This is a genomic window from Intestinibacillus sp. Marseille-P6563 (assembly GCF_900604335.1).
Taxonomy (GTDB): Bacteria; Bacillota; Clostridia; order Oscillospirales; family Butyricicoccaceae; genus Butyricicoccus_B.
In genome coordinates this window covers 1,436,916-1,456,057 of the sequence record NZ_UWOD01000002.1, presented here as the reverse complement: position 1 = coordinate 1,456,057, position 19,142 = coordinate 1,436,916, and the positions used below count along the sequence as shown (strand labels likewise).

Below are 19,142 nucleotides of genomic sequence, written 5' to 3'. Positions count from 1 at the left end.
CGGTTCCACCAGGAATCGTCCGTTTGTGATCTTATCATGGAAGGGAAAAGGCGGGGCGCATATACTCTATCGCTCCCCGGCTGAGACCATACTGTCCGGCCAGCCGTTCCCAGTGTCCGGATACTGTTTTGCAGACCTCCTCTGCAGCCTGTTCCGCTTCCTGCGGGGCAAGGCCGAAATAATCGGCTACTTCCAGAGCCAGTTCCAAGTCAATGGTGTTATCATACTCACTCACATTGAGGGAAAGCCGGTCCCCCGAGGGGACTGGGTTCACATCATAGAGAGGGGCCAGCCGCCAGCCGGTGGGTGTCAGAAGGAAACCATGGTTGCGCAGGTGGTCGTCAGTATTGGATACCGCCATGCTGAACACGATCCGCTTCCACAGCTCGGCCAGATCCTGCCGGGGTGATGCCCCGTTGGCCCGGATGAACGCCGCCAGATCCAGATAGCTGCTTCCGTCCGCTGCCGAGGCTCCATCGATCTTGCCCAGCAGGGTCATGGCGGAGGCGAAGTGGATGCGACGGCTGCCGTTTCGGTCAAATCGCTTGACAAAAAAGGTGCTGCCGGTCTTGGAGAATGTCTCCAATTTGGATTCCGGAACATCCAGCCCGCAGAGCCGTGCCAGGTCATGGACGACCTTCTCCCATGCGCCGCTGTTATATTCATCATGCTTGGAAGGGAACTTGGCGATCCACAAGGCGCCATCCGTGGCCTGCACCGTCGCTTTGGGTCTTGCGCCTCCCAAGGAGGAGCCGGGGGCCAGAAGCTCACGCAGCCATTTTTCATTCAGGCCGCTCTCATCGCTCTCGAAAGCGATAGAGGCGTTTTCCAGCGTCCGAAGGTTTACCCATGGAGGCGTCGCAAACGCTTTATCGTTCGAAAGAAATTCGCCCCCTTCTTCCAAGCTGAACCGCAGCGCACCCATACGGGATTCATCGTAGACCCCCAACAGGAAGTCGCTCTCGGTGAGCTTACGGGGCTTGCGGTCCTCTTTGCGAGCGTCGATGGCCTCCTTGCGCTTCATCAGCAGACGCCCCCAGCGATCCGGACAGGAGTCGGAAAACAGGCCAAAGAGCTGCTTGTTCAGCGGCACATACTGCCGCCCGCGGTAAAGAGCCAGATCCGGGTCCAGAGAGAAGGAACTCTCGGCGGATGACAGCCAGGCTGGATCATACTCAAAGGAAAAGGTTTCCTGTCCGCGGACGAAGCCGCAGCGCAGCCGCCCCAGCAGAGTGGGTGCCTCTCCACGCCAATTTTCATATACATAGATGGTCTTTTCGTCCTGCGCCATGGGCTACTCTCCTTTCTTGGGTGCCCGCCGTCTGGTGAGCAGCGCCAGATCTTGTAGCTTCCTGCCGAATTCATCATCTTTTGCAATAAGCAGCAGGTCGCTGTCCATATTGTTTAATGCGTGCAGCACAGCGGCATAGGAGCCGATGGATACCGTAGGGGTGCCTTTCTCAATGGATATCAGAGTGGCTCGGCTGATCCCGGCACGCTCTGCTACCAATTCCAGGCTCAACTTCCTGCGCAGGCGGGCCAGGCGGATCTGCTCACCCATCTGTGCCAGGATCTCCCGTGTTTGCGGCATTATGACCGCAGCTTTTTTTGCCATGCACAATCGCCTCCTAACATAAATTATACTATATTATTTCGGCGATTATGTCAATTATATTTGAAGTTATCAACTTTCTTTTTCCAGGCGTTCTTCGATAAGGTACCCTCCTCCGAAGATAATGTCCAGTCTCCCGTCGGGATACACCTTCACACACTCAATCATTTGGTGGACGATGGTATCATCGTACTCCATCTTTTTGGATGCTCGGTCGGCGATGATCTGCTGTAGTTGAAGGATTCGGCTGTCATTCACCTGATCGGAAGCAAGTGCTTCTTCGAGTTTCTGAATCCGTCCTTGCAGGAGTTCAATGGTATCGGAAAGTTCTTTGAATTCAGCTTCGTGACTCTCGATACCCTCCCCGCTTTCCACGCTCTCATTGATAAGAGATACCATTTTCCGATTCAGTCCATCTATTTTCCGCCGGAGCAGGTCGATCTCATCTGTGCCTCCGGTTAGACCGATTGCTTCACCAATGGTTGCCCGCATGAGTGCCATATAAGTGGACTCGTCTTCCTCGTTGAATCGGTTGATTGCCCGAACAATAGCGGCGTGGAGGGCGGTCTCATCTACCGTGAGCGAGGTTTTGCAGTAGCGCTTTCCATAGTCTAAGCGGCTGATGCAGCGCCAGACAACTCGCTTTTTTCCTCGGGATGTCCAGGTCACACGCTTATATCGACTTCCGCATTCGGCGCAGATCATCACATTGGATAGTGCGTACCGGGAGTATTTTCCGGTGGCTGTGGTAGCCGTTTTGGTGGAATTTGGCTCCCGGCTCATCCGCCTGGCAAGTTCTTCCTGCGTTTTGTGAAAGAGCTCTCGGCTGATGATGCCAACATGGCTATTCTGTACATAGTACATGGGTGCCTCACCTATGTTTTTGCGGCGAACCTTACCAATACAGTCAATTGTGACCGTCTTTTGAAGGATGCTGTCCCCGCAGTATCGTTCATTCCGGAGAATACCCTTAATCATGCTCGCAGAGAAGGAGAAGCGTTTTCCTGGTATCTGGAGATTTTCTTCTCTGAGTTTGGTTGAGATCCGGTTGATGGTTTCACCTGACAGGTACATATTGAAGATCCTCTCCACGATGGATGCCTCCTCCGGGACGATCTCCGGTTCTCCGTCTGCACCCTTGCGGTATCCCAGAAGGCACTTATAGTTGAATATGGGCTTGCCCTCCTGAAATCGCTTACGAAAAGTCCAGGTGACATTCTTGCTGATGCTTTCGGATTCGGACTGTGCGAACCCTGCGTAGATGACCAGATAGAGTTCGCTGTCGATTTGCAGTGTGTCTATATTTTGCTCCTCGAAGTAGATGCCAATCCCTCTTGCCCTGAGCATTCGGACATGGTCCAGGCAGTCCACTGTATTACGGGCGAAGCGGGAAACGGATTTCGTGATGATATAGTCGATTTTCCCAGACAAGCAGTCGTTGATCATCTTCTGGAACTGGGGGCGCTTATCTGCACGTGTCCCGGAGATGCCCTCATCTGCGTAGAGTCCGGCGAACTCCCATTCGGGCTTAGCGGCAATCATCTCGGTATATACCTTTTTCTGGTTGGTATAGGATGTGAGCTGCTCCTCGCTGTCGGTGGATACCCGGCAGTAGGCAGCAACCCGCCGCTGATGATACTGCTCCCTGTTGACGATCAGGGAGCGTTTTGGCTCAATAACCGATATTGTTTTCTTGGGTATCTTGGTTACATTCATTTTCTTCATCTCCGATCTCGACATCGGTTTTGGTATGTAGGATCACCTTTCCTCCGCTGCCAAGCGTCAGGTAGGCGGCGATGTCACTAAAGTAGGCCGGGCTGAATTCCTCCTGGGGAGTCATCAGACTTACCCGCTTTCGGGCGATGGATGCAGCAATCTGTAGATGGGCATCGCTCTCAGCATAGAGCCGCTCTGCCATTTCGATTGTTTTGACGATAATCAGTGCATCGCTGGGGTCATCCCGCTCCAGTTCGGCATCAATTTCCCGGTTGATTCGCTGGGCTTCCGCCGACAGCTCTTTTCGCTTTTTGGGGCGAGGGATGAGCAGATAGCTATTGGCGATGATGCGGTTCATCAGGATTGCCACCTTTTCCAACAGGTGTGTATCGGAGATCCGGATGCGCTGACCGCAATCAGGATTAGTGCAATCCCAGCTCTCGCGAATCCGGTGCTTACTGCTCACCCTTCGCCGCATAGGGGCTCCGCACTCCGCACATCGGACCAGATCCCGAAGCAGGTCGATCCCCTCCAGATTTTTTTCGAAGGCGTTCCGCTGGCGGGCTGTTTTCACGGCAGCCGCTTCCTCATACTGCTCTTCCTCAATGATCGGGTCATACTCCCCATCGCCAATGTATTTGGCGTTTCCGATGATTCGTGCGATACGAGCTTTATCCCACACGTCCGTTCTCTCACTGTAGGGGATCTTCCTCTCAGTCAGCAGCTCGGCAATACTTTGGAGGGATGCGCCGTTGATGTAGGCGCTGAATATCTCGCGGATGACCGCAGCTTCATCTTGTGCGATGACTGTCCTTCCATTTCTCATGGTGTAACCGTATGGGATATAGCGTATCTTCTTCATGGCGAGGTTCCTCTCTGTCAGAGCATTTCAGTGAATCTCAGCCCGCCGATGAGGGTGACTGTCATTTCATCTCGGCGGCTGATACTGATGGCCTGAACAATCTCAGTAAAAAGCTTCTCATCGAAGCGGTCCAGTGGTTCCTCGAGCTCTTCCAGCAGCTTTTTCAGCCGCGTCAGTTCCTCTATCATATGGGTAATGCCCGAGGAGAATTCACATTGGCGCTCCCGCTTCAGCCGGCGCAGTTGGTCGTTAATCTCCCGCACCTGAGCTTTATGGACCTCATCTTTGAGGTATCCCTTTGCATGGAGCTGCTCCACCATCACCAACTTGGCGTTCAGATCTGCAATGTTCCGGCTGATCTCCCTTGCGGCCGTGTTTTTCTGCTTTCGCTTCAGCTCGGCGGATTCCAGACGGAGTAGAGTCTGACCCAGGATGTCGTATTCAGAGAACCGAAGCTTATTGACCATGGCGATGAAGGCATCGTAGATCCTCTCCTCGCTGTAGTAGTTTGAGCCGCACTGGGTACGATCCTGAATGTGTTTGGAGCATCCCCACTTTACTGTCCCGGAAACCTGCCTCCTGCGAAAATACGAGCCGCACTCAGAACACTGAATGCGGCTCGTAAGAGGGTAGATATTTTGCGTTGTAGATTTTCCAAAGACATCCTGACGCTTTTTCAAGAGGAGCTGGACCTTGTCAAAGGTATCTCGGTCAATAAGAGGAGCGTGGGTCATGGAGGCGTAGAACATATCCTCCTGACCTCGATTTCGGAACTGTTTGAAGGGGACTGTGGTGTCGCGGTAGGTTTTCTGATATTTGCAATCGCCGCAATACCGCTCATTTCCAAGTATGTATGCCACCTTGGTGGAGCGCCAGGTGGATTTCCCGGTTTTGGTTTTGATGCCGCGGCTGTTGAGATCCCGGGCGATCTCCGATGTAGACTGGCCGCTCAGGTAGTTTTCGAACATCATGCGGACGATGGCCGCCTCCGGTTCATAGACCACCAGCGCCTTATCCACCAGCCGGAAGCCGTAAGGAGCGTTGCTGTCCACATATTCCCCAGACTGCATCCGCTTCACGATGGAAAGCCGCTGGTTCTGGGAAATTGCCTTAGACTCCTCCTGTGCGATGGCAGAGAAGGTATTGAGCAGCATCTCATCTCCGAGGGCCAGGGTGTAGATTCCCTCTTTCTCAAACTGCACCCCCACGCCGAGCAATTTCAGCTTCCGGACATATTCCAGAGACTCCTTGGCGTTTCGGGCGAAACGGGAGACGGATTTGGTGACGATCAGGTCGATTTGGTGCTGTTCGCACATCTTGATCATTCGCTGGAATTCGGTGCGGTTCTGTGCGTTCATGCCAGAGAGCCCTTCGTCAGCGAATATCTCCACCAGCTCCCACTCTTTTTTTCTCTGAATGAGGCTGGTATATACCCGAATCTGGTTGGCGTAGGAGTTCTGCTGATCCGCTGAATTGGAAGATACCCGGCAATAGGCGGCAACTCGGATTTTGCGGATTTCCTGCCTGGTGATGGGCGAGATGAGTTTGACCTGCGGCATCAACAGCCCTCCTTTCTGGCTGAATTTTGGATTGTACTACATTTTGGTACCATCCACTTTTCCGGTTCAAGCAACATTATAGTCAACGGCAAGGCAAAGTCTATTGAAAGAACGCAGAGAAGTAAATTTCTACACAAGCGACAAGACCTGATGCCCAAAATACATCAATTTAGACGGTTCCTTCTGAACATTTAATCTGCGATGACGAGATCGGAGCCGGTGAGCTTCTGGTAGTAGCGCTTGGCTCGCTCATACTCGGCCTGAGTGATCACGCCACCTTCCCGCATCGACTTCAGCACGGCCACAATAAACAGGTAGTTTGCACTCTTGGTTTGCGACACAGCAATCATGATGTGATCCCTCCTAAATATGAATATGAATTGATACCACAAAAATAGGGGTCACCCGATTTGGTTGAGGAAGCCTTGTCTTTCCTGCTACATGATGGGTGACCCCCATTGCTTCTGATATCAAGACTATTAAATGTCTTTTTGTTGCCTGTATTCGACACTACTTCCCCAGGCCTGGGCGGTCAGCTAAACTGCGGCGGGCGCCGCACTCCGGGAATCTAACCCCTCCGAGGATCTCTCCGAGCTGCCCCCATTGCTTGAGACTGTGGCTGGACAGGGGTACCATTATAGGCAGATGAGGTCTTGGCGAAACAGGCTGCCATGCCTGCTTTTGGATCGGAGGACCCGCTGGGCACCTTATTGGCCGTCATTGATAGGAGAAAAAGAAAAGCATTTCCTTTTTGTCTCCTACAGGTGGTCATCGCGCACCGTCCGCATCGCTCGCTCATCGCTGATGTTATTTAGCTGCCGGATATTCAGTTGAAAAGGTTCAATGAAGGCGTCTTAAGGCCCCTTCACTTTACAACGGACATATTTGCAGCAAACCACAACCATCAGCCAAAAATATTTTTTGCTTTTTTCTGAATGAGGCGGATTGCATTCTGGACGCTCTGATAGCTAACACCCATCAGGTCTGCATAAGCCTTGTAGCTGATCCCATTCAAAATGCAGGCTTGATAGATGCCATATTGGGTAGGAGTCAAGCTTTCTCGCAAGCTACTCTCCAGCAGTTTCGTGGAAATCTCCTCCGTATAGTCGCAGGTGTCAGCTAACCAGCTGGAGTCTGCCACATCTTCGGGAAGCATATCCAGAGAGAGAACCGTTGGAGCGGTTTTCCCTTCTCTGGATGGACCCTGCTCCGGAGATATGGTGCGCCGGAGACGCTTCTCCTCTGAGCGCAGAACCTGCATGACAGAGCGTTCCACCTCCGTTATCTCGCCGGTAGCTTTGATCCGAACCATGCATTTTCCTTCCTCTGTGGTCCACAGGTCGTAATCGAATTCAACTGGGGTCTTCGGAATACTCATTGTCTTGTCCTTTCCGCTGGCACGAAGCCGCGGAAAGGCAAGACAACAAAAGAGCCGCATGACGGTGGTCATTCTGTCCGTGCCGATAAACAGAGTCTTTCGACTCTGTCCATGCGGCATCAGGATGACTACACCTATCAGGCGGCTCCACAGCTCAGCTATGTGATTCAGTTTTAATTTAGTTCTCCTTCGGGCGAAGGCGAAACACGATTTTTCTCATGCTCAAAACATCAAAGACGGTGACTTTTCCGCACTTTTTGCACTTTGTTTCGATATGACCTCTTGTGTCCTCATATACGACGATTGAGTTATGCTGGCAGTACGGGCATTTGATATATCGCGGCTTTTGCGCCGCAATCGCCTCCCGCGCCCGGATAATTTTGCCCAACATTTCTGCGGAAGGCTCTGTAATGCGAATGTTTTTGCTCATGCCCACACCTCCAGTGGATCAACAAACTCTGCATACGGGCGTTCTTCCAGATACCCAAGCTGCCGGAGCCGAATTACGGCGGCAGACTTGGACACGCCAAGAGCTTGACAGAGAAGTGAAAGTGCCAGCTTGTCCGCATATGAAAACCTCCCTTCATAGCTAATCAGGGTCCGACATTGAGCGAAAAGCCACATGGCCCGCTTTATCTCCGCCTGGGGCATGAGCAGAGCGGCTCCCAAGGCATTGGCCTGCCACTCGTTCCAGTCCTCTCTACTTTTCAAGTCTCGGAGGGAGTAGGACCGCCGCTCCGAATAGGATTCGCGGCATTTTTGCTGGGACTCCTCGGACTCCATTTGAAACAAGATTTGATGTGCGCACTCATGCGCCAGAGTGAACCGACGCTTGCCGCACAGTTTCTTGACCTTGCCGGCCTCAAGAAAGCTGGAGTCCAGAAGAATTTGATTTTCTCAGTTAAAATTTCTATACCCCTTGAAAACACTGGTGTTTCCAGCGTTTTCGCCGCCTCGGTTTTGCCCTTTTCCCTCATTTTTTCCCTTGCGAGAAGAAATGAGGGAAACTTTTTTCAGGCCGTCCCTACAACCTTATCCAGTAGCCTTGCGGAAGTTCGCTTGGCCTCTCTGGTGGCGTGGGCGTAAATGTTCATCGTGGTACTTACATCAGAATGTCCCAGCAGCTCCTGCACATCCTTGGGTGCTGCCCCGTGAGAGAGAAGGTTGGTCGTATATGTATGCCTCAACAGATGGAAGTGAAAATCATCCATATCCCCGATCTTCTTTCGGGAGTATCGGCACACACTGCTGACCGTTGCAGGGGCTTCATAAGCTCCATCGGGCCGCAGGCAGACGAAGGAAACCTGGGTGTAACCTTCTGGTGGTGTCTCTGTCCGGGGCAAGGAATAGACCTCATAGTAGGTGCGGTTCTTTTCCTTGACGATGCGGTAGTAGTTTTGTGAGTACAGCGGTCCATATTTGATGCTGTTCAACATTTGCTCCTTTTTGGCTTCCCGCAGGATAGCCGCCAGGGTGTCGCAGAAATCCACAGTACGGATTTTCTTACGCTTTGTGGGGCCGATCTGTGTTTTCTTCCTTACGGAGTCATACCTCATACTCCGGCGAATGGTGAGGCATTGTTCCTTCAGGTCGATGTCCTGCCAGGTTAGCCCGCACACCTCACCGATACGAAGCCCGGCGAAATAGGCGATCTGGGTAGGCAGTAACGCGGGATTGTGTTTTTTCTTCAGAAGCTCGTTCAGCGCCAAATACTGCTCATGGGAGATTGTCAGCGTTTCAGCAGGAAGGTCGCCTGTACCATCCTCAGTGAACAGCTCATATTCATCACCTTTAATCCGCTTCACCACATACTGCATCGGATTGAAAGTAATCAGCCGCTTGGGAAAAACCGCAAATCTGAAAGAGTTTTGAAGCACCGCTGAATACTGGCCCAGCGATCCTTTACTCAATGCCTCAACAGTTTTCCCATCAGGGTCTGTCCCTCCGAAGCTCAACAAATCCATATAGCTTTGCAGATGGTCGGAAGTTACCGTCTTGAGCTTGCGTTTTCCAATGGGATGCTTCTTGATGCGGGAAACAGTGTTGATGTAGGCTGTCACCGTTCCATCACTCAATGAACCGGGTTTCAGTTCTTCCTCCACCCACATATCCAGCATATCTCCCAAAGTGATGTTCTTGGCCTGCGCCAGAAACATCTTGGTTTCATAGTCCTCCATCGCCTTGCGGAGCAGTGACTCGGTTTCACTCTTGCTTTCCGTTCCCGGAAATTCCTTCTGAACGCGGTTGCCGCTGGCATCCTCTACATAAAAGCGATAGTACCACTTCTTTCCTTTCTTTCTTACAGATCCTTTTGCCATAGCAAACTCCTTTCTATGCTGGCAAACGGAACCGTAGTGATGTGTCACCCTGATTATAGCAAAGGGTGGCCAATCTATCAAACATACCGCTTGCTAAATATCAAAAGTTTCTATGTTCAATCCACTGCAAGGACCTGATTGCGGTCCAGAAGGTCGCGGCCCTCGTTGATCTGCATGAAACAGCAAATCACATCCACACGGACTATGGACTTACGCCCAATCCGCAGGACCGGGATTTTTCCCCAATCCACAAGGCGGCGGAGGGTGTTGCGTCCAATGCCGGTATAGTCGGCAGCTTCTTCAATCGTCATGCCGATCTTACCAAAGCCCGCAGGCTGAACAGCGGAGTATCTTTCTGTATGAGTACGCCCGGAAGTTCCGGACGGGATATTCGCATAACAAACAGGCGAATTTGAAGTCATAATTGTTCGCCTCCTTCGAGAACAAAAAAAGCAGCCGCGCCGATTTGGTTGAAGCCGTTGTAACATACGGCGCACTTCGGCGCGGCTGCCTTGATTTTTCAGTAACTTCAAGCCCACTGTATTTGCCACGCATCCCCAGCGGTGGGGATATTGCAGGCCGCCCCTGGCAGGGCTGTCATAACTCCGCAGCATCGTTCAAAGCGTGTGCCGCAGGGTTCCCCCTCAAGTCTGTGGGAGGTCGTGAGAAAGTATCTTTAACCCCCGCGCTGTCATCGCGCCCGGAGTGCCTGTCCGGGTCTAAGGTATGCGTTGATCGCTCGGATAGCTTGTCCCATCACCTCCTTGAAGCTATCGTCCTGGCGGCGCACCTTATGTCGCTCATCACGCGGGTTTCGTACCTGCAATACCGTATATTCAGTTGTCATGGTTCTGTGAAGGGTGAGGAAAATGTGTCCTTCACCTATCACATTTTTTAAGGCCGTTTGTTAGGTATTTTTAAGAGCTTTCGCAAACTTTTTTGAAATTTTTTTCATCGCCCCGTCAAGGGAGAGAGAAATGCTGGCTTTCGTTACTCCTTCGAGCTTTGCAATTTCCGTAACGGACTTTTCCTCAGCGCAGTACATCCAAATACGCCGGTACTGCTTTGCGTTCAAAATGCCTCTGAGTGCAGCCAGCCGCTGCTCCGTCAGAGCTTTCTTTACGGCCTGCAAATCAGCCTCAATGAGCTTCGAGAAAAATTCATCCTCTGCGGACTGGACTGTACCGATTACATCCAAACACTCATTCAGATCCACACGCTTGTCGTTGAAGCTGCGGCCGCTTTTTTCTCTCTCGTGATAATCCTCATCAGACCAGGCTTTCCATTTCAGAAATTCTTCCTCACTGGAAAAGTCGGCGCGGGTGAGCCGGATATGTCCGCTGACGCTTATGTAGATGATGCTGTCCTGATCGTGTTTGTTCAGGGCATATTCGCTTTTCTTATCAAACATACTTGTCCTCCATTTCAATTCAGGGGTTAGCGGATGAATGGTGAATTGAAATGGGGATGGCGGGGACCGGCAGCCTACGAAGAACCGCAGGATATGACAAAAAACGCCTGACTGGATATAATCCAGCCAGACGCTATCTGGTGCATTTTGATAATTCGACTTATTTCAGTATGATTTTTCGGTTTGGAAAAGGATGAAAAAACCAGACTGAAAACCTCAAAACCCTTGATTCTACGGGGCTTTTCCGGTTTGTCGTAATTATACCGTAAGGGCACACAAACGCGACATTGCTGATTGCGGCAGGGACAAATTTACAAACCGTGGCGGCGCGGCTGGGTCATGCCAATACAACCACCACCAGTAAAATTTATGCACACGCAATACGATCTGCCGATGAAGCAGCCGCCGAAGCATTGCAGGATATTCTTCACCCCATCAAAAAAAGCATAGAAAAAGGGCGTTCCCATCAGCGGAAACGCCCGATTTTTTACACCATGAACACCAAATAAACACCAAATCATTTTTTCTGAATTTTATAACTCGCAAAAAAGCAAGAAAAAAGCACCAATTCGCTTTGAATCAGTGCTTTTTAATGGGTGCAGGGACAGGACTTGAACCTGCGACCTCCGGGTTATGAGCCCGACGAGCTACCAGCTGCTCTACCCTGCGATATCCAGTTCGCATCACTCGCTTCTTAAATGGTGCTTAATTATAATAGCATATCCGGAAGCTGGCGTCAAGTCTTTTTTTATTTTTTCTTCGTGTGAATAACAAAAAATATAGAACCCCAGAAAACGTCCATACGCGTTCTTGTTTTTTGATGCCGTTTAGATTAAGATGGGATACAGCACCGAATCGAGCGTAAAACGTACCAGGCCTTCGATGTAGTTGTCAAACACATTGTTGTCGATGCTGATCTGCGGGATGTTGGGCTCGGTGATGACTTCGCGGCACTGGTTGTAGATGACTTTCAGGTCGTCGTCATCCAGGCCGTTGCCCATCAGGGTCAGATGCGCCGGATTGACCGTACAGGCCACAATCAGAATCATCTGTGCGACAAAACGCCGGAAAACCTCCCGATTTTGCAAAATTTCGCGCTGCTGTTCATAATCTACGCCAAAGGCGCGCGCTACTTGAAACAGCTGGCCTGCCAGCATGGACGAACCCTTGAGCAGACGGCCGTCCACCATCAGGCCGCAGCCGACATAACTGTCCTTTTCCTGTGGGAAATGGATGGCCGCAAAATTGCCCTTGGATTCCGGGCATTCGTGGAACAGGCGATAGGCAATGAAATTCATATCGTTTTCCACGATGACTTCGACCTCGTGTTTTTGTTTGATGCGCATCGCGAAATCGATCCCTTCCAGGGTCTTGATGTCGCACGCTTCGATGGAGCCGTTTTTCGCATGGCCAGGAATGCCCAGGCCGACGGCACGGATGAGGGGGTCCTGCATCATGCACGAGGTAACCAGCGCGTCGAGCCTTTCATAGTCGAGCGTTTCGACGGGCATTTCCTCGCGTGTGATGATCTTGCCGTAGGCGTCGGCGATGGCGTATTCCAAAATGCACTGCCCGGCGTGTACTGCGGTACATAGGCCCAGCACATGCATATAGTCGCTGTTGTAGGCAAACAGATCGGCCGGACGGCCGATGTTGAACCCGGTCTGGTCCACTTTGAGGATCTCGCCCGCTTCCAGCATTTCGTTGAGTGTGGTACTGCACGTGGCCATGCTCAGCGCGGTTTCGCGCGCGATGTCGGCTTTGGTACATTTTTCATGCCGCTGGATGGCGCTGCGGATGCGTTCTTTGTTAAGGCGCCGGATCTCTATTGCTGTACTGACAACCATGCTTTCGTTCCCCGATCTTGTCATTTCTATTGCACAAATACTTTATACAAAAGATTTTGTTGTTTTTATCATAGCGCAAATCGCAACCAATGTAAAGGCAAAGCAAACGATTCATTTTATTACGGCAAACTTTCCGCACTTTTTTCATTTTTCGCGAAAAACAGTAAATCAATTTAGGAGGATTACCATGGACCGTGTGACTGACATGACCCGCGGCAAGCCGATGGGACTGATTTTCTTTTTCTCGCTACCGCTGATGTTCGGCGGTATGTTTCAGCAACTTTATATGATCGTAGACACTATCATCGTGGGGCGGGGCGTCGGCATATCAGCGCTGGCCTCTCTGGGTGCTGCCGACTGGATCAACTGGCTGGTGCTGTGGGGCATCCACGGGTTTACCCACGGCTTTTCCATTCCGGTGGCCCAGGAATTTGGCGCCGGGAACCATACGGCCCTGCGCAAAACGGTGGCCATGATCATCAAGCTTTCGGTACTGTTCGGCCTTATCATCACAGTAGGAAGCCTGCTGCTGGTCGATCCTATGCTGCGCCTGCTGGGTACCGAACCCGCCATTCTGGGCGGCGCACGGGTCTATCTCTATGTGCAGTTTTCGGGCACACTGGTCATCATTGCCTACAACATGGCAGCCGCTATCCTGCGCTGCCTGGGTGATAGCCGCACTCCCCTGATCGCCATTGCGCTGGCTACGGGCATCAACATCGGGCTCGATCTGCTATTTGTATTGGTGTTCCACTGGGGTATCTTCGGCGCTGCGATTGCGACCGTGATTGCGCAGGTCTTTTCCTTTCTGGCCTGCCTGGTTTCGCTGTGCCGGCTGTCCATCCTGCGCCTGACGCGGGAGGATTTCCAAAACGACCGGCAGATTTTGAAACATCTGTGCCGTTTGGGCATCCCAACCGCCCTGCAAAACAGTTCAATCAGTCTGGGCGGTCTGGTCCTGCAATCGGTCCTCAACAGCTGCGGGGTGCTGTATGTCGCCGGTTTCACGGCCACCAACAAACTCTATGGCGTGCTGGAAAACACCGCCATCGCCTTTGGCTATGCCATGACCGCCTATATGGGCCAAAACCGCGGCGCCCGGCAGATCGACCGTATCGACGCTGGGATGCGCAGCGTGCTGCTGCTTTCCGTGTGCTTTTCGGCAGCCATTTCGGTGTTTATGGTGCTGTTTGGCCGCCCGATTTTGACGTTGTTCGTCTCCTCGTCCGAGCAGGACGCAGATGCCGTGCTGGCCATCGCTCACCGCTATTTGATGATCATGTGCGCCTTTTTGCTCATTCTGTTCCTGGTGCACGCGTTCCGCTCCTCCCTGCAAGGGCTGGGTAATACGACCATCCCCATGCTCTCCGGTTTGGTAGAAATGTTTATGCGCGCCGGGGCGGCACTCATCCTGCCCATCTTTTTCGGCCGGGGCGGCATCTTTTTTGCCGAGATCGCCGCTTGGAGCGGCGCCGCTGCGCTGATGATGCTCTATTATTTCCTGCGCATCGGCTCGATCAAACGCGCCATTGCTACTGGTAGCCAACTTTGACACCAAAAGAACCGCTGTATCGGCAGCGGTTCTCTTATTTTTTCAGCTTGACACACCTGCTACCTTGCGATACAATATAGTTACTACTTTGTAATGTAAGATAGTGAGGTGAGGGCCATGATCCCATCACAGCTGCTCAAGGGCACGCTGGAAGGCTGTATTCTGGGCGTAATCGGTCAAAAGGAGACCTATGGATATGAAATCGCGCAGAAACTGGAAGGCTATGGGTTTGGCCGCATCGCCGAAGGCACGATCTATCCCTTGCTGCTGCGGCTGGAAAAGGGCGGACGCATCCAGGCGGTCTACCGCCCGTCAGCCGCGGGTCCCAAACGCAAGTATTATTCCCTAACCGCGCAGGGGCAAGCGGATTGGGAAATCTTTCAAAGGCAGTATCGGGAACTGACACAGGCCGTCGCGCATCTTCTGCGCGACGCCGCACCGGGGGAGGCATCACAATGAATCGACGCACCAAAGAACTTCTGGCCGAAAACAACGCCTTGGAGCGCGGCCTGAACGAGGAAAATGGCAAGATTCTGACCGATATTGTGGTCTATCTGCGCACGGCGCCGGTCAGCGAATACCAGCAGGAGCTCGTCCGGCGGGACATCACCCACATGATGCTGGACGGCCAGGCGCGCGGTGCATCCATGCAGGAAGTGCTGGGCGACGATTATCAGGCCTTCTGCGATCAGGTGCTGGACGCCCTGCCACCGATGAGCATGCTCAGTCGTGTTCTTTCGGCAGCCGGCAATCTGTGTTATTATCTGGCTATCCTAGCTGCTATCTGGCTGGCCTTCGAACTGGCGCCCAATCTGCTGGTTCGGGCCGGATTGTATGTGCGCATCACGGTCGGGGATGTGCTCGGCGGCGCTGCTATTGTGGCCGCTGCTTCGCTGATCGTGTTCTGGATTTGCCGGTTTTCCTTTCAGGAGGACGGTCCCCGACTTAAAATCCTGGTCGGCAGCACGCTTTTACTGTGTTTTGCTTGCCTTGTGGCTTCGTTTTTCCTGCAAATCGTACTGTTCGAACTACATGCACTGGTCGTGCTGGTTGGTATTCTCCTGCTGTTTGGCCTGCACAAGCTGCTTGAAGAAACTGTTCCAGCCTAAAAAAATCCCTCCCGCACGCGGGAGGGATTTTTCTCTTAGGGCAAACTTTCGCGCAGCGCGCGTTCGACGGCGTTTAAAATGTTCTCATACCCTGTGCAGCGGCACAAATGCCCGGAAATCCGCTGCCGCAGTTCGTCCCGTGTGCGGGGTTCCCCTTCCCCGATGATCTCCACAGCCGACAAAATCAAGCCGGGCGTACAGAAGCCACACTGCACCGCCGCTTCCTCGATAAACGCGCGCTGGATAATAGATAACTCTCCGTTATCTTCTCGCAATCCTTCTACGGTAAGTATATGTTTTCCTTCGGCCCACACGGTCAAATACAGGCAGGAATCGACCGCCCGGCCGTCCACCAGCACGGTGCACGCGCCGCACTCGCCCACCTCGCAGCCGCGCTTGACGCTGGTCAGCCCCAGGCGGGTGCGCAAGGTGTCGAGCAGGGCCTCCCGCTCGTCGATAGCCACCTCGACCGGCTGGCCGTTGACGATGAAATGCACGATTTTCAACATGCCGCTCCCTCCTTTGCCTGCCGTACCGCGTCGCGCACCGCGCGGCGGGTCAGTTCGCCTGCGATTTGCAGACGGAAATCGGCCGATGCCCGCCAGCTGGAACGCGGGGTGATGTTCTGCCGCACGGCGTCGGCCAAGGCGTCATAGAGGGCTTCGTCCGGCACGTTACCGCGTGCGAGCGCTTCGGCTGCACCGCAACGGATGGGCGTGGGCGCCGCCACGCCAAAGGCCAGCCGCAAATCCTCCACCCGTCCGGCGCCGTCCAGCCGCACAAGCGCCGCACAGCCCAGCGTGGAAATTTCCATGGCATTGCGCTTGCCGTATTTGAGATAACAGCCGAAAAAACCGGTAAAATCGGCGGGCGAAATGCGGATGGCGGTCAATACTTCGTCGTGGGCTCGCACACTTTTGCCCGGGCCGGTATAAAAATCAGCAATCGGCACCTGGCGCACCCCATCCGGCCCGGTCAGTTCGAGCACGGCCTGATAGGCAAACAGGCTGGGCGCAGTATCGGCGCTCGTGGCCGCGTTGGCGATGTTGCCGCCAATGGTCCCCATGCGGCGAATCTGCGGGCTTCCCACCTGATCGGCTGCCTGGCCGAGCATAGGCACCCGCTCGCGGATGACCGGATGAGCGCTTAAGTCAAAGAAGGTCGTCGCCGGACCGACGCGGAGGGTGCCGTCCGGCTCGGAAAACACACCGCTCAGGGCGGGCAGACCGTGGATGGACACCAGCCGCCGCCCGGCCAGCTTGCCCGTGCGCACCTGAATGAGCACATCGGTGCCCCCGCAGATTAGGACGGCTTCCGGGTCGTCCCGCAGGGCGCACACGGCGTCAAAGACGCTTTGCGCCTGATAAATCCCTGCAATGTCATACATACTATCCCGGCCTCCTTCCTTCGATCAGGCCCGCGGCCTGAAACTGTTCGACCAATTTTTGCGGGGACAGCGGCAAGCTTTCCACCGCCACGCCAGTGGCGTGCAGCACGGCGTTGCGCACCGCCGGGGCCACCGGGATGGCGGGCGGCTCACCGAGCGCCTTGTTGCCAAATGGCCCGGACGGGTCGGGAATCTCGACGAACATGACCTCGAATTCGGGCGAATCCATGGCCGTGGGCAGTTTATAGTCGAGCAGATTGCCGTTGAGCGGCCGCACATTTTTATCATAGAGCAGTTCTTCGCTGAGCGCATACCCCAGCCCCATGGACATGCCGCCATGCACCTGGGCGCGGGCCAGGTCGGGATTCAAAATCGTGCCCGAATCGTGGACATTGAGCAGCCGCAGCACCTGCACCTTGCCGAGCGGCACATCGACCTCGACCTCGGCAAAGCAGCAGCCGGTGGCAAAGGTGTTTTCGGTGCAGTGGATGCTCTCCTCGGCGGCCAGATGCACGCTGTTCGTGCGGCTGTAACAGGCTTCCATGGCGACTTCGGCCACGGTCAGGCGCTTTTCCTCCCCGCACCAAATGGCGTCCTCGCGCAAATCAAGCGTTTCCGGGTCGCAGTCCAGCATGCCGGCCGCATAGGTCAAAATGCGGGCCTTGAGCGTTTCGCCGGTCTTTTTGACCGCCTTGCCGCTGACATAGCTTTGCCGCGAACCATAGGCGCCTGTGTCGAACGGCGTCACATCGGTGTCCTGCCTGGACTGGATGAAAATATTTTCCTCGGAAATACCGGTCGCGGTCGCGGCCATCTGGGTAAAGACCGTGTCCGCGCCCTGGCCGATCTCGGTCGCGCCCATTTGCAGCTGCAAGGTGCCGTCCTCATTTAATAACATGCGGCAGGCCGCGGTTTCGAGCGAGATCGGATACACGCCGGTCTTGTAGATGAACAGCGCCATGCCGACGCCCCGCCGCGTGTTGCCCGTCTGGTTTTGATACTTTGCGCGCTTTTCCGCCCAGCCAAAGGCTTCGGCGCCCTGTTGTATGCACTCCTTGAGCCCATAGGACAGGCAGGGGATTCCGGTATGCGGGTCCACATAGCCCTCAGGCATGCAGTTTTTCAGCCGGAAGGCCAACGGATCCATGCCGATGGCGTGCGCCAGGTCGTCGGTCAGCGCTTCGGTGACAAAATCGCCCTGGGGGATACCATAAGCGCGCATGGCGCCCGCCGTGGTACGGTTGGTGTAGACCGTCCAGCTTTCCGAGTCCAGAGCGCACTGGTCGTGATACGCCTGCTTGAACATGTTGGCCGCGTTGGCGGCGATCGCGTGCCCATGGGAGGCATAGCCGCCCTGGTTGCACCAGGCGCGGTACCGGCGGCCGAGCAGTGTGCCGTCCGGCATGACCAGCCCGCGCACCTGCCAGGTAAACGGATGGCGCACCCGGGTACAGGTGAAAATCTCCTCGCGCGTCAGCTCGATTTTGACCGCATGGCCGTGCAGCTGCTGGCTGAGCCAGGCGGCCAGCGGCTCGACCAGCACATCCTGCTTGTTGCCGAACCCGCCGCCGATGTAGGGCTTGATGACCCGCACCCGGCCCCAGGGGATGCCCAGCGCCTGCCCGACCACCCGGCGCACGATGTGCGGAATCTGGGTGGACGAAATCACCACGATCTTGCCGCCCTCCTCATAAGCGCAGGCGTGCACGGGCTCCAAATGACAGTGCTGCACCGGGGCAACTGCGTATTCCTTGGAGACCTCGATCGCGCCCGGGATGGCCCGCGCTTCGGCATAGCTGCGGTCACCCAGCACAAAGGACGAATGCGCCAGCACATTGCTTTCCCGCAAATCGGGATGCAGGACAGTCGCACCCTCGGCCATGGCGTCAAAGGGGGTATCCAGCGGCGGATAGGTTTTATACTGCACCTTCACCTTGCGCACCGCGCGCGCAGCCGCCACCGCGTCGCGCGCCACCACGACCGCCACTTCGTCGCCATACACGCGCACGCGGGCGTTGAGCAGCTTGCGGTCGGCGATGTCCTGGTGGGAGGGCTCGGTTGACCAGGGGTGTCCGGCGGTCGGGAACTGGATATCCGGCACGTCGAAACAGGTGTAAATGGCCACCACGCCCGGCTCGGCCCGCGCCTCTTCCAAACCAAAGCCCAGCACCCGGCCATTTGCGATGTCAGCTCGCACCAGCCGCGCGACATAGGCGTCCCGCGGCTCGATATCGGCCACATATTGCGCCTGCCCGGTCACTTTGGCGTAGGCATCGACCCGTTTTTTGCTCTCTCCGATTGCCATCAATCTCGCCCCCTTATCCAATTTGTAATATGATTACGTTTTGTATAATACTATTCGTAATCATATTGCTCTTTGTTGATTTATAC

General features: G+C 54.3%; 20 protein-coding genes and 1 tRNA gene. 4 read left to right on the top strand and 17 right to left on the bottom strand.

What is annotated here, in order from left to right; all coding sequences use genetic code 11:
• Nucleotides 1–34: 34 nt before the first annotated feature.
• From EFB11_RS15380 to EFB11_RS15325, 12 genes are all read right to left on the bottom strand, one after another.
• Complete coding sequence (locus tag EFB11_RS15380) at nt 35–1,291, bottom strand: type II toxin-antitoxin system HipA family toxin (protein WP_122791184.1); 1,257 nt, start codon at nt 1,289–1,291, stop codon at nt 35–37.
• A 3-nt stretch (nt 1,292–1,294) separates the two neighbouring features.
• The gene (locus EFB11_RS15375; protein ID WP_122791183.1) at nt 1,295–1,615 is read right to left on the bottom strand and encodes a helix-turn-helix domain-containing protein; all 321 of its coding nucleotides are present in this window, start codon (nt 1,613–1,615) and stop codon (nt 1,295–1,297) included.
• Nucleotides 1,616–1,684: 69 nt separating this feature from the next.
• Complete coding sequence (locus tag EFB11_RS15370) at nt 1,685–3,328, bottom strand: recombinase family protein (protein ID WP_164706802.1); 1,644 nt, start codon at nt 3,326–3,328, stop codon at nt 1,685–1,687.
• Complete coding sequence (locus EFB11_RS15365; RefSeq protein WP_122791181.1) at nt 3,285–4,190, bottom strand: recombinase family protein; 906 nt, start codon at nt 4,188–4,190, stop codon at nt 3,285–3,287. The genes EFB11_RS15370 and EFB11_RS15365 overlap by 44 nt, the downstream gene beginning before the upstream one ends.
• A 17-nt stretch (nt 4,191–4,207) precedes the next feature.
• Nucleotides 4,208–5,749 (bottom strand): recombinase family protein, encoded by a 1,542-nt coding sequence (locus tag EFB11_RS15360; protein ID WP_101691766.1) that lies wholly within the window; start codon nt 5,747–5,749, stop codon nt 4,208–4,210.
• A gap of 191 nt (nt 5,750–5,940) precedes the next feature.
• Nucleotides 5,941–6,099, bottom strand: coding sequence for an SHOCT domain-containing protein (locus EFB11_RS15355; RefSeq protein ID WP_022288936.1), 159 nt, complete (start codon nt 6,097–6,099; stop codon nt 5,941–5,943).
• 554 nt (nt 6,100–6,653) lie between these two features.
• Nucleotides 6,654–7,061, bottom strand: coding sequence for a hypothetical protein (locus EFB11_RS15350; protein WP_164706801.1), 408 nt, complete (start codon nt 7,059–7,061; stop codon nt 6,654–6,656).
• A gap of 244 nt (nt 7,062–7,305) precedes the next feature.
• Nucleotides 7,306–7,557: a hypothetical protein gene (locus EFB11_RS15345; RefSeq protein ID WP_122791179.1), complete on the bottom strand. Its 252-nt coding sequence runs from the start codon at nt 7,555–7,557 to the stop codon at nt 7,306–7,308.
• Nucleotides 7,554–7,970: an ImmA/IrrE family metallo-endopeptidase gene (locus EFB11_RS15340; RefSeq protein ID WP_279220567.1), complete on the bottom strand. Its 417-nt coding sequence runs from the start codon at nt 7,968–7,970 to the stop codon at nt 7,554–7,556. Before EFB11_RS15340 ends, EFB11_RS15345 begins: the two co-directional genes overlap by 4 nt.
• A 170-nt stretch (nt 7,971–8,140) precedes the next feature.
• Complete coding sequence (locus EFB11_RS15335) at nt 8,141–9,445, bottom strand: tyrosine-type recombinase/integrase (RefSeq protein WP_122791177.1); 1,305 nt, start codon at nt 9,443–9,445, stop codon at nt 8,141–8,143.
• 116 nt (nt 9,446–9,561) lie between these two features.
• Nucleotides 9,562–9,867: a helix-turn-helix domain-containing protein gene (locus EFB11_RS17575; RefSeq protein ID WP_082669687.1), complete on the bottom strand. Its 306-nt coding sequence runs from the start codon at nt 9,865–9,867 to the stop codon at nt 9,562–9,564.
• Between the two features lie 485 nt (nt 9,868–10,352).
• Entirely contained in the window at nt 10,353–10,856 is a 504-nt protein-coding gene (locus EFB11_RS15325; protein ID WP_122791176.1) for a sigma-70 family RNA polymerase sigma factor, read from the bottom strand.
• Between the two features lie 287 nt (nt 10,857–11,143).
• On the opposite strand from EFB11_RS15325, the gene EFB11_RS15320 reads away from it, so the two are divergent.
• On the top strand, nt 11,144–11,365 hold the full coding sequence (locus EFB11_RS15320) for a hypothetical protein (RefSeq protein ID WP_122791175.1): 222 nt from the start codon (nt 11,144–11,146) through the stop codon (nt 11,363–11,365).
• Between the two features lie 84 nt (nt 11,366–11,449).
• On the opposite strand, the gene EFB11_RS15315 is transcribed toward EFB11_RS15320, so the two are convergent.
• Nucleotides 11,450–11,525: transfer RNA gene (locus tag EFB11_RS15315), tRNA-Met, on the bottom strand.
• A 158-nt stretch (nt 11,526–11,683) separates the two neighbouring features.
• Nucleotides 11,684–12,703, bottom strand: a complete 1,020-nt coding sequence (locus EFB11_RS15310; protein WP_164706800.1) for an ROK family transcriptional regulator — start codon at nt 12,701–12,703, stop codon at nt 11,684–11,686.
• A 187-nt stretch (nt 12,704–12,890) separates the two neighbouring features.
• Here EFB11_RS15310 and EFB11_RS15305 point away from each other — a divergent pair, with 187 nt between their 5' ends.
• From EFB11_RS15305 to EFB11_RS15295, 3 genes are all read left to right on the top strand, one after another.
• The gene (locus tag EFB11_RS15305; RefSeq protein WP_122791173.1) at nt 12,891–14,255 is read left to right on the top strand and encodes an MATE family efflux transporter; all 1,365 of its coding nucleotides are present in this window, start codon (nt 12,891–12,893) and stop codon (nt 14,253–14,255) included.
• Between the two features lie 117 nt (nt 14,256–14,372).
• Nucleotides 14,373–14,714, top strand: coding sequence for a PadR family transcriptional regulator (locus EFB11_RS15300; RefSeq protein ID WP_122791172.1), 342 nt, complete (start codon nt 14,373–14,375; stop codon nt 14,712–14,714).
• On the top strand, nt 14,711–15,364 hold the full coding sequence (locus tag EFB11_RS15295) for a hypothetical protein (protein ID WP_122791171.1): 654 nt from the start codon (nt 14,711–14,713) through the stop codon (nt 15,362–15,364). Before EFB11_RS15300 ends, EFB11_RS15295 begins: the two co-directional genes overlap by 4 nt.
• Before the next feature lie 35 nt (nt 15,365–15,399).
• Here the strand turns inward: EFB11_RS15295 and xdhC are convergent, their stop codons facing one another.
• From xdhC to xdhA, 3 genes are read right to left on the bottom strand one after another with little or no spacing between them, the layout of a single operon-like run.
• On the bottom strand, nt 15,400–15,873 hold the full coding sequence (gene xdhC, locus EFB11_RS15290) for a xanthine dehydrogenase subunit XdhC (protein ID WP_122791170.1): 474 nt from the start codon (nt 15,871–15,873) through the stop codon (nt 15,400–15,402).
• Nucleotides 15,867–16,751: a xanthine dehydrogenase subunit XdhB gene (gene xdhB / locus EFB11_RS15285; protein WP_122791169.1), complete on the bottom strand. Its 885-nt coding sequence runs from the start codon at nt 16,749–16,751 to the stop codon at nt 15,867–15,869. The genes xdhC and xdhB overlap by 7 nt, the downstream gene beginning before the upstream one ends.
• A 1-nt stretch (nt 16,752) precedes the next feature.
• Entirely contained in the window at nt 16,753–19,059 is a 2,307-nt protein-coding gene (gene xdhA / locus EFB11_RS15280; protein WP_442906880.1) for a xanthine dehydrogenase subunit XdhA, read from the bottom strand.
• Nucleotides 19,060–19,142 lie beyond the last annotated feature (83 nt).

Excerpts from the sequence above, each read along its gene's own strand:
- EFB11_RS15380 (WP_122791184.1), bottom strand. The coding sequence starts at position 1,291 with ATGGCGCAGGACGAAAAGACCATCTATGTATATGAAAATTGGCGTGGA.
- EFB11_RS15375 (WP_122791183.1), bottom strand. The coding sequence starts at position 1,615 with ATGGCAAAAAAAGCTGCGGTCATAATGCCGCAAACACGGGAGATCCTG.
- EFB11_RS15370 (WP_164706802.1), bottom strand. The coding sequence starts at position 3,328 with ATGAATGTAACCAAGATACCCAAGAAAACAATATCGGTTATTGAGCCA.
- EFB11_RS15365 (WP_122791181.1), bottom strand. The coding sequence starts at position 4,190 with ATGAAGAAGATACGCTATATCCCATACGGTTACACCATGAGAAATGGA.
- EFB11_RS15360 (WP_101691766.1), bottom strand. The coding sequence starts at position 5,749 with ATGCCGCAGGTCAAACTCATCTCGCCCATCACCAGGCAGGAAATCCGC.
- EFB11_RS15355 (WP_022288936.1), bottom strand. The coding sequence starts at position 6,099 with ATGATTGCTGTGTCGCAAACCAAGAGTGCAAACTACCTGTTTATTGTG.
- EFB11_RS15350 (WP_164706801.1), bottom strand. The coding sequence starts at position 7,061 with ATGGTTCGGATCAAAGCTACCGGCGAGATAACGGAGGTGGAACGCTCT.
- EFB11_RS15345 (WP_122791179.1), bottom strand. The coding sequence starts at position 7,557 with ATGAGCAAAAACATTCGCATTACAGAGCCTTCCGCAGAAATGTTGGGC.
- EFB11_RS15335 (WP_122791177.1), bottom strand. The coding sequence starts at position 9,445 with ATGGCAAAAGGATCTGTAAGAAAGAAAGGAAAGAAGTGGTACTATCGC.
- EFB11_RS17575 (WP_082669687.1), bottom strand. The coding sequence starts at position 9,867 with ATGACTTCAAATTCGCCTGTTTGTTATGCGAATATCCCGTCCGGAACT.
- EFB11_RS15325 (WP_122791176.1), bottom strand. The coding sequence starts at position 10,856 with ATGTTTGATAAGAAAAGCGAATATGCCCTGAACAAACACGATCAGGAC.
- EFB11_RS15310 (WP_164706800.1), bottom strand. The coding sequence starts at position 12,703 with ATGGTTGTCAGTACAGCAATAGAGATCCGGCGCCTTAACAAAGAACGC.
- EFB11_RS15305 (WP_122791173.1), top strand. The coding sequence starts at position 12,891 with ATGGACCGTGTGACTGACATGACCCGCGGCAAGCCGATGGGACTGATT.
- EFB11_RS15300 (WP_122791172.1), top strand. The coding sequence starts at position 14,373 with ATGATCCCATCACAGCTGCTCAAGGGCACGCTGGAAGGCTGTATTCTG.
- EFB11_RS15295 (WP_122791171.1), top strand. The coding sequence starts at position 14,711 with ATGAATCGACGCACCAAAGAACTTCTGGCCGAAAACAACGCCTTGGAG.
- xdhC (WP_122791170.1), bottom strand. The coding sequence starts at position 15,873 with ATGTTGAAAATCGTGCATTTCATCGTCAACGGCCAGCCGGTCGAGGTG.
- xdhB (WP_122791169.1), bottom strand. The coding sequence starts at position 16,751 with ATGTATGACATTGCAGGGATTTATCAGGCGCAAAGCGTCTTTGACGCC.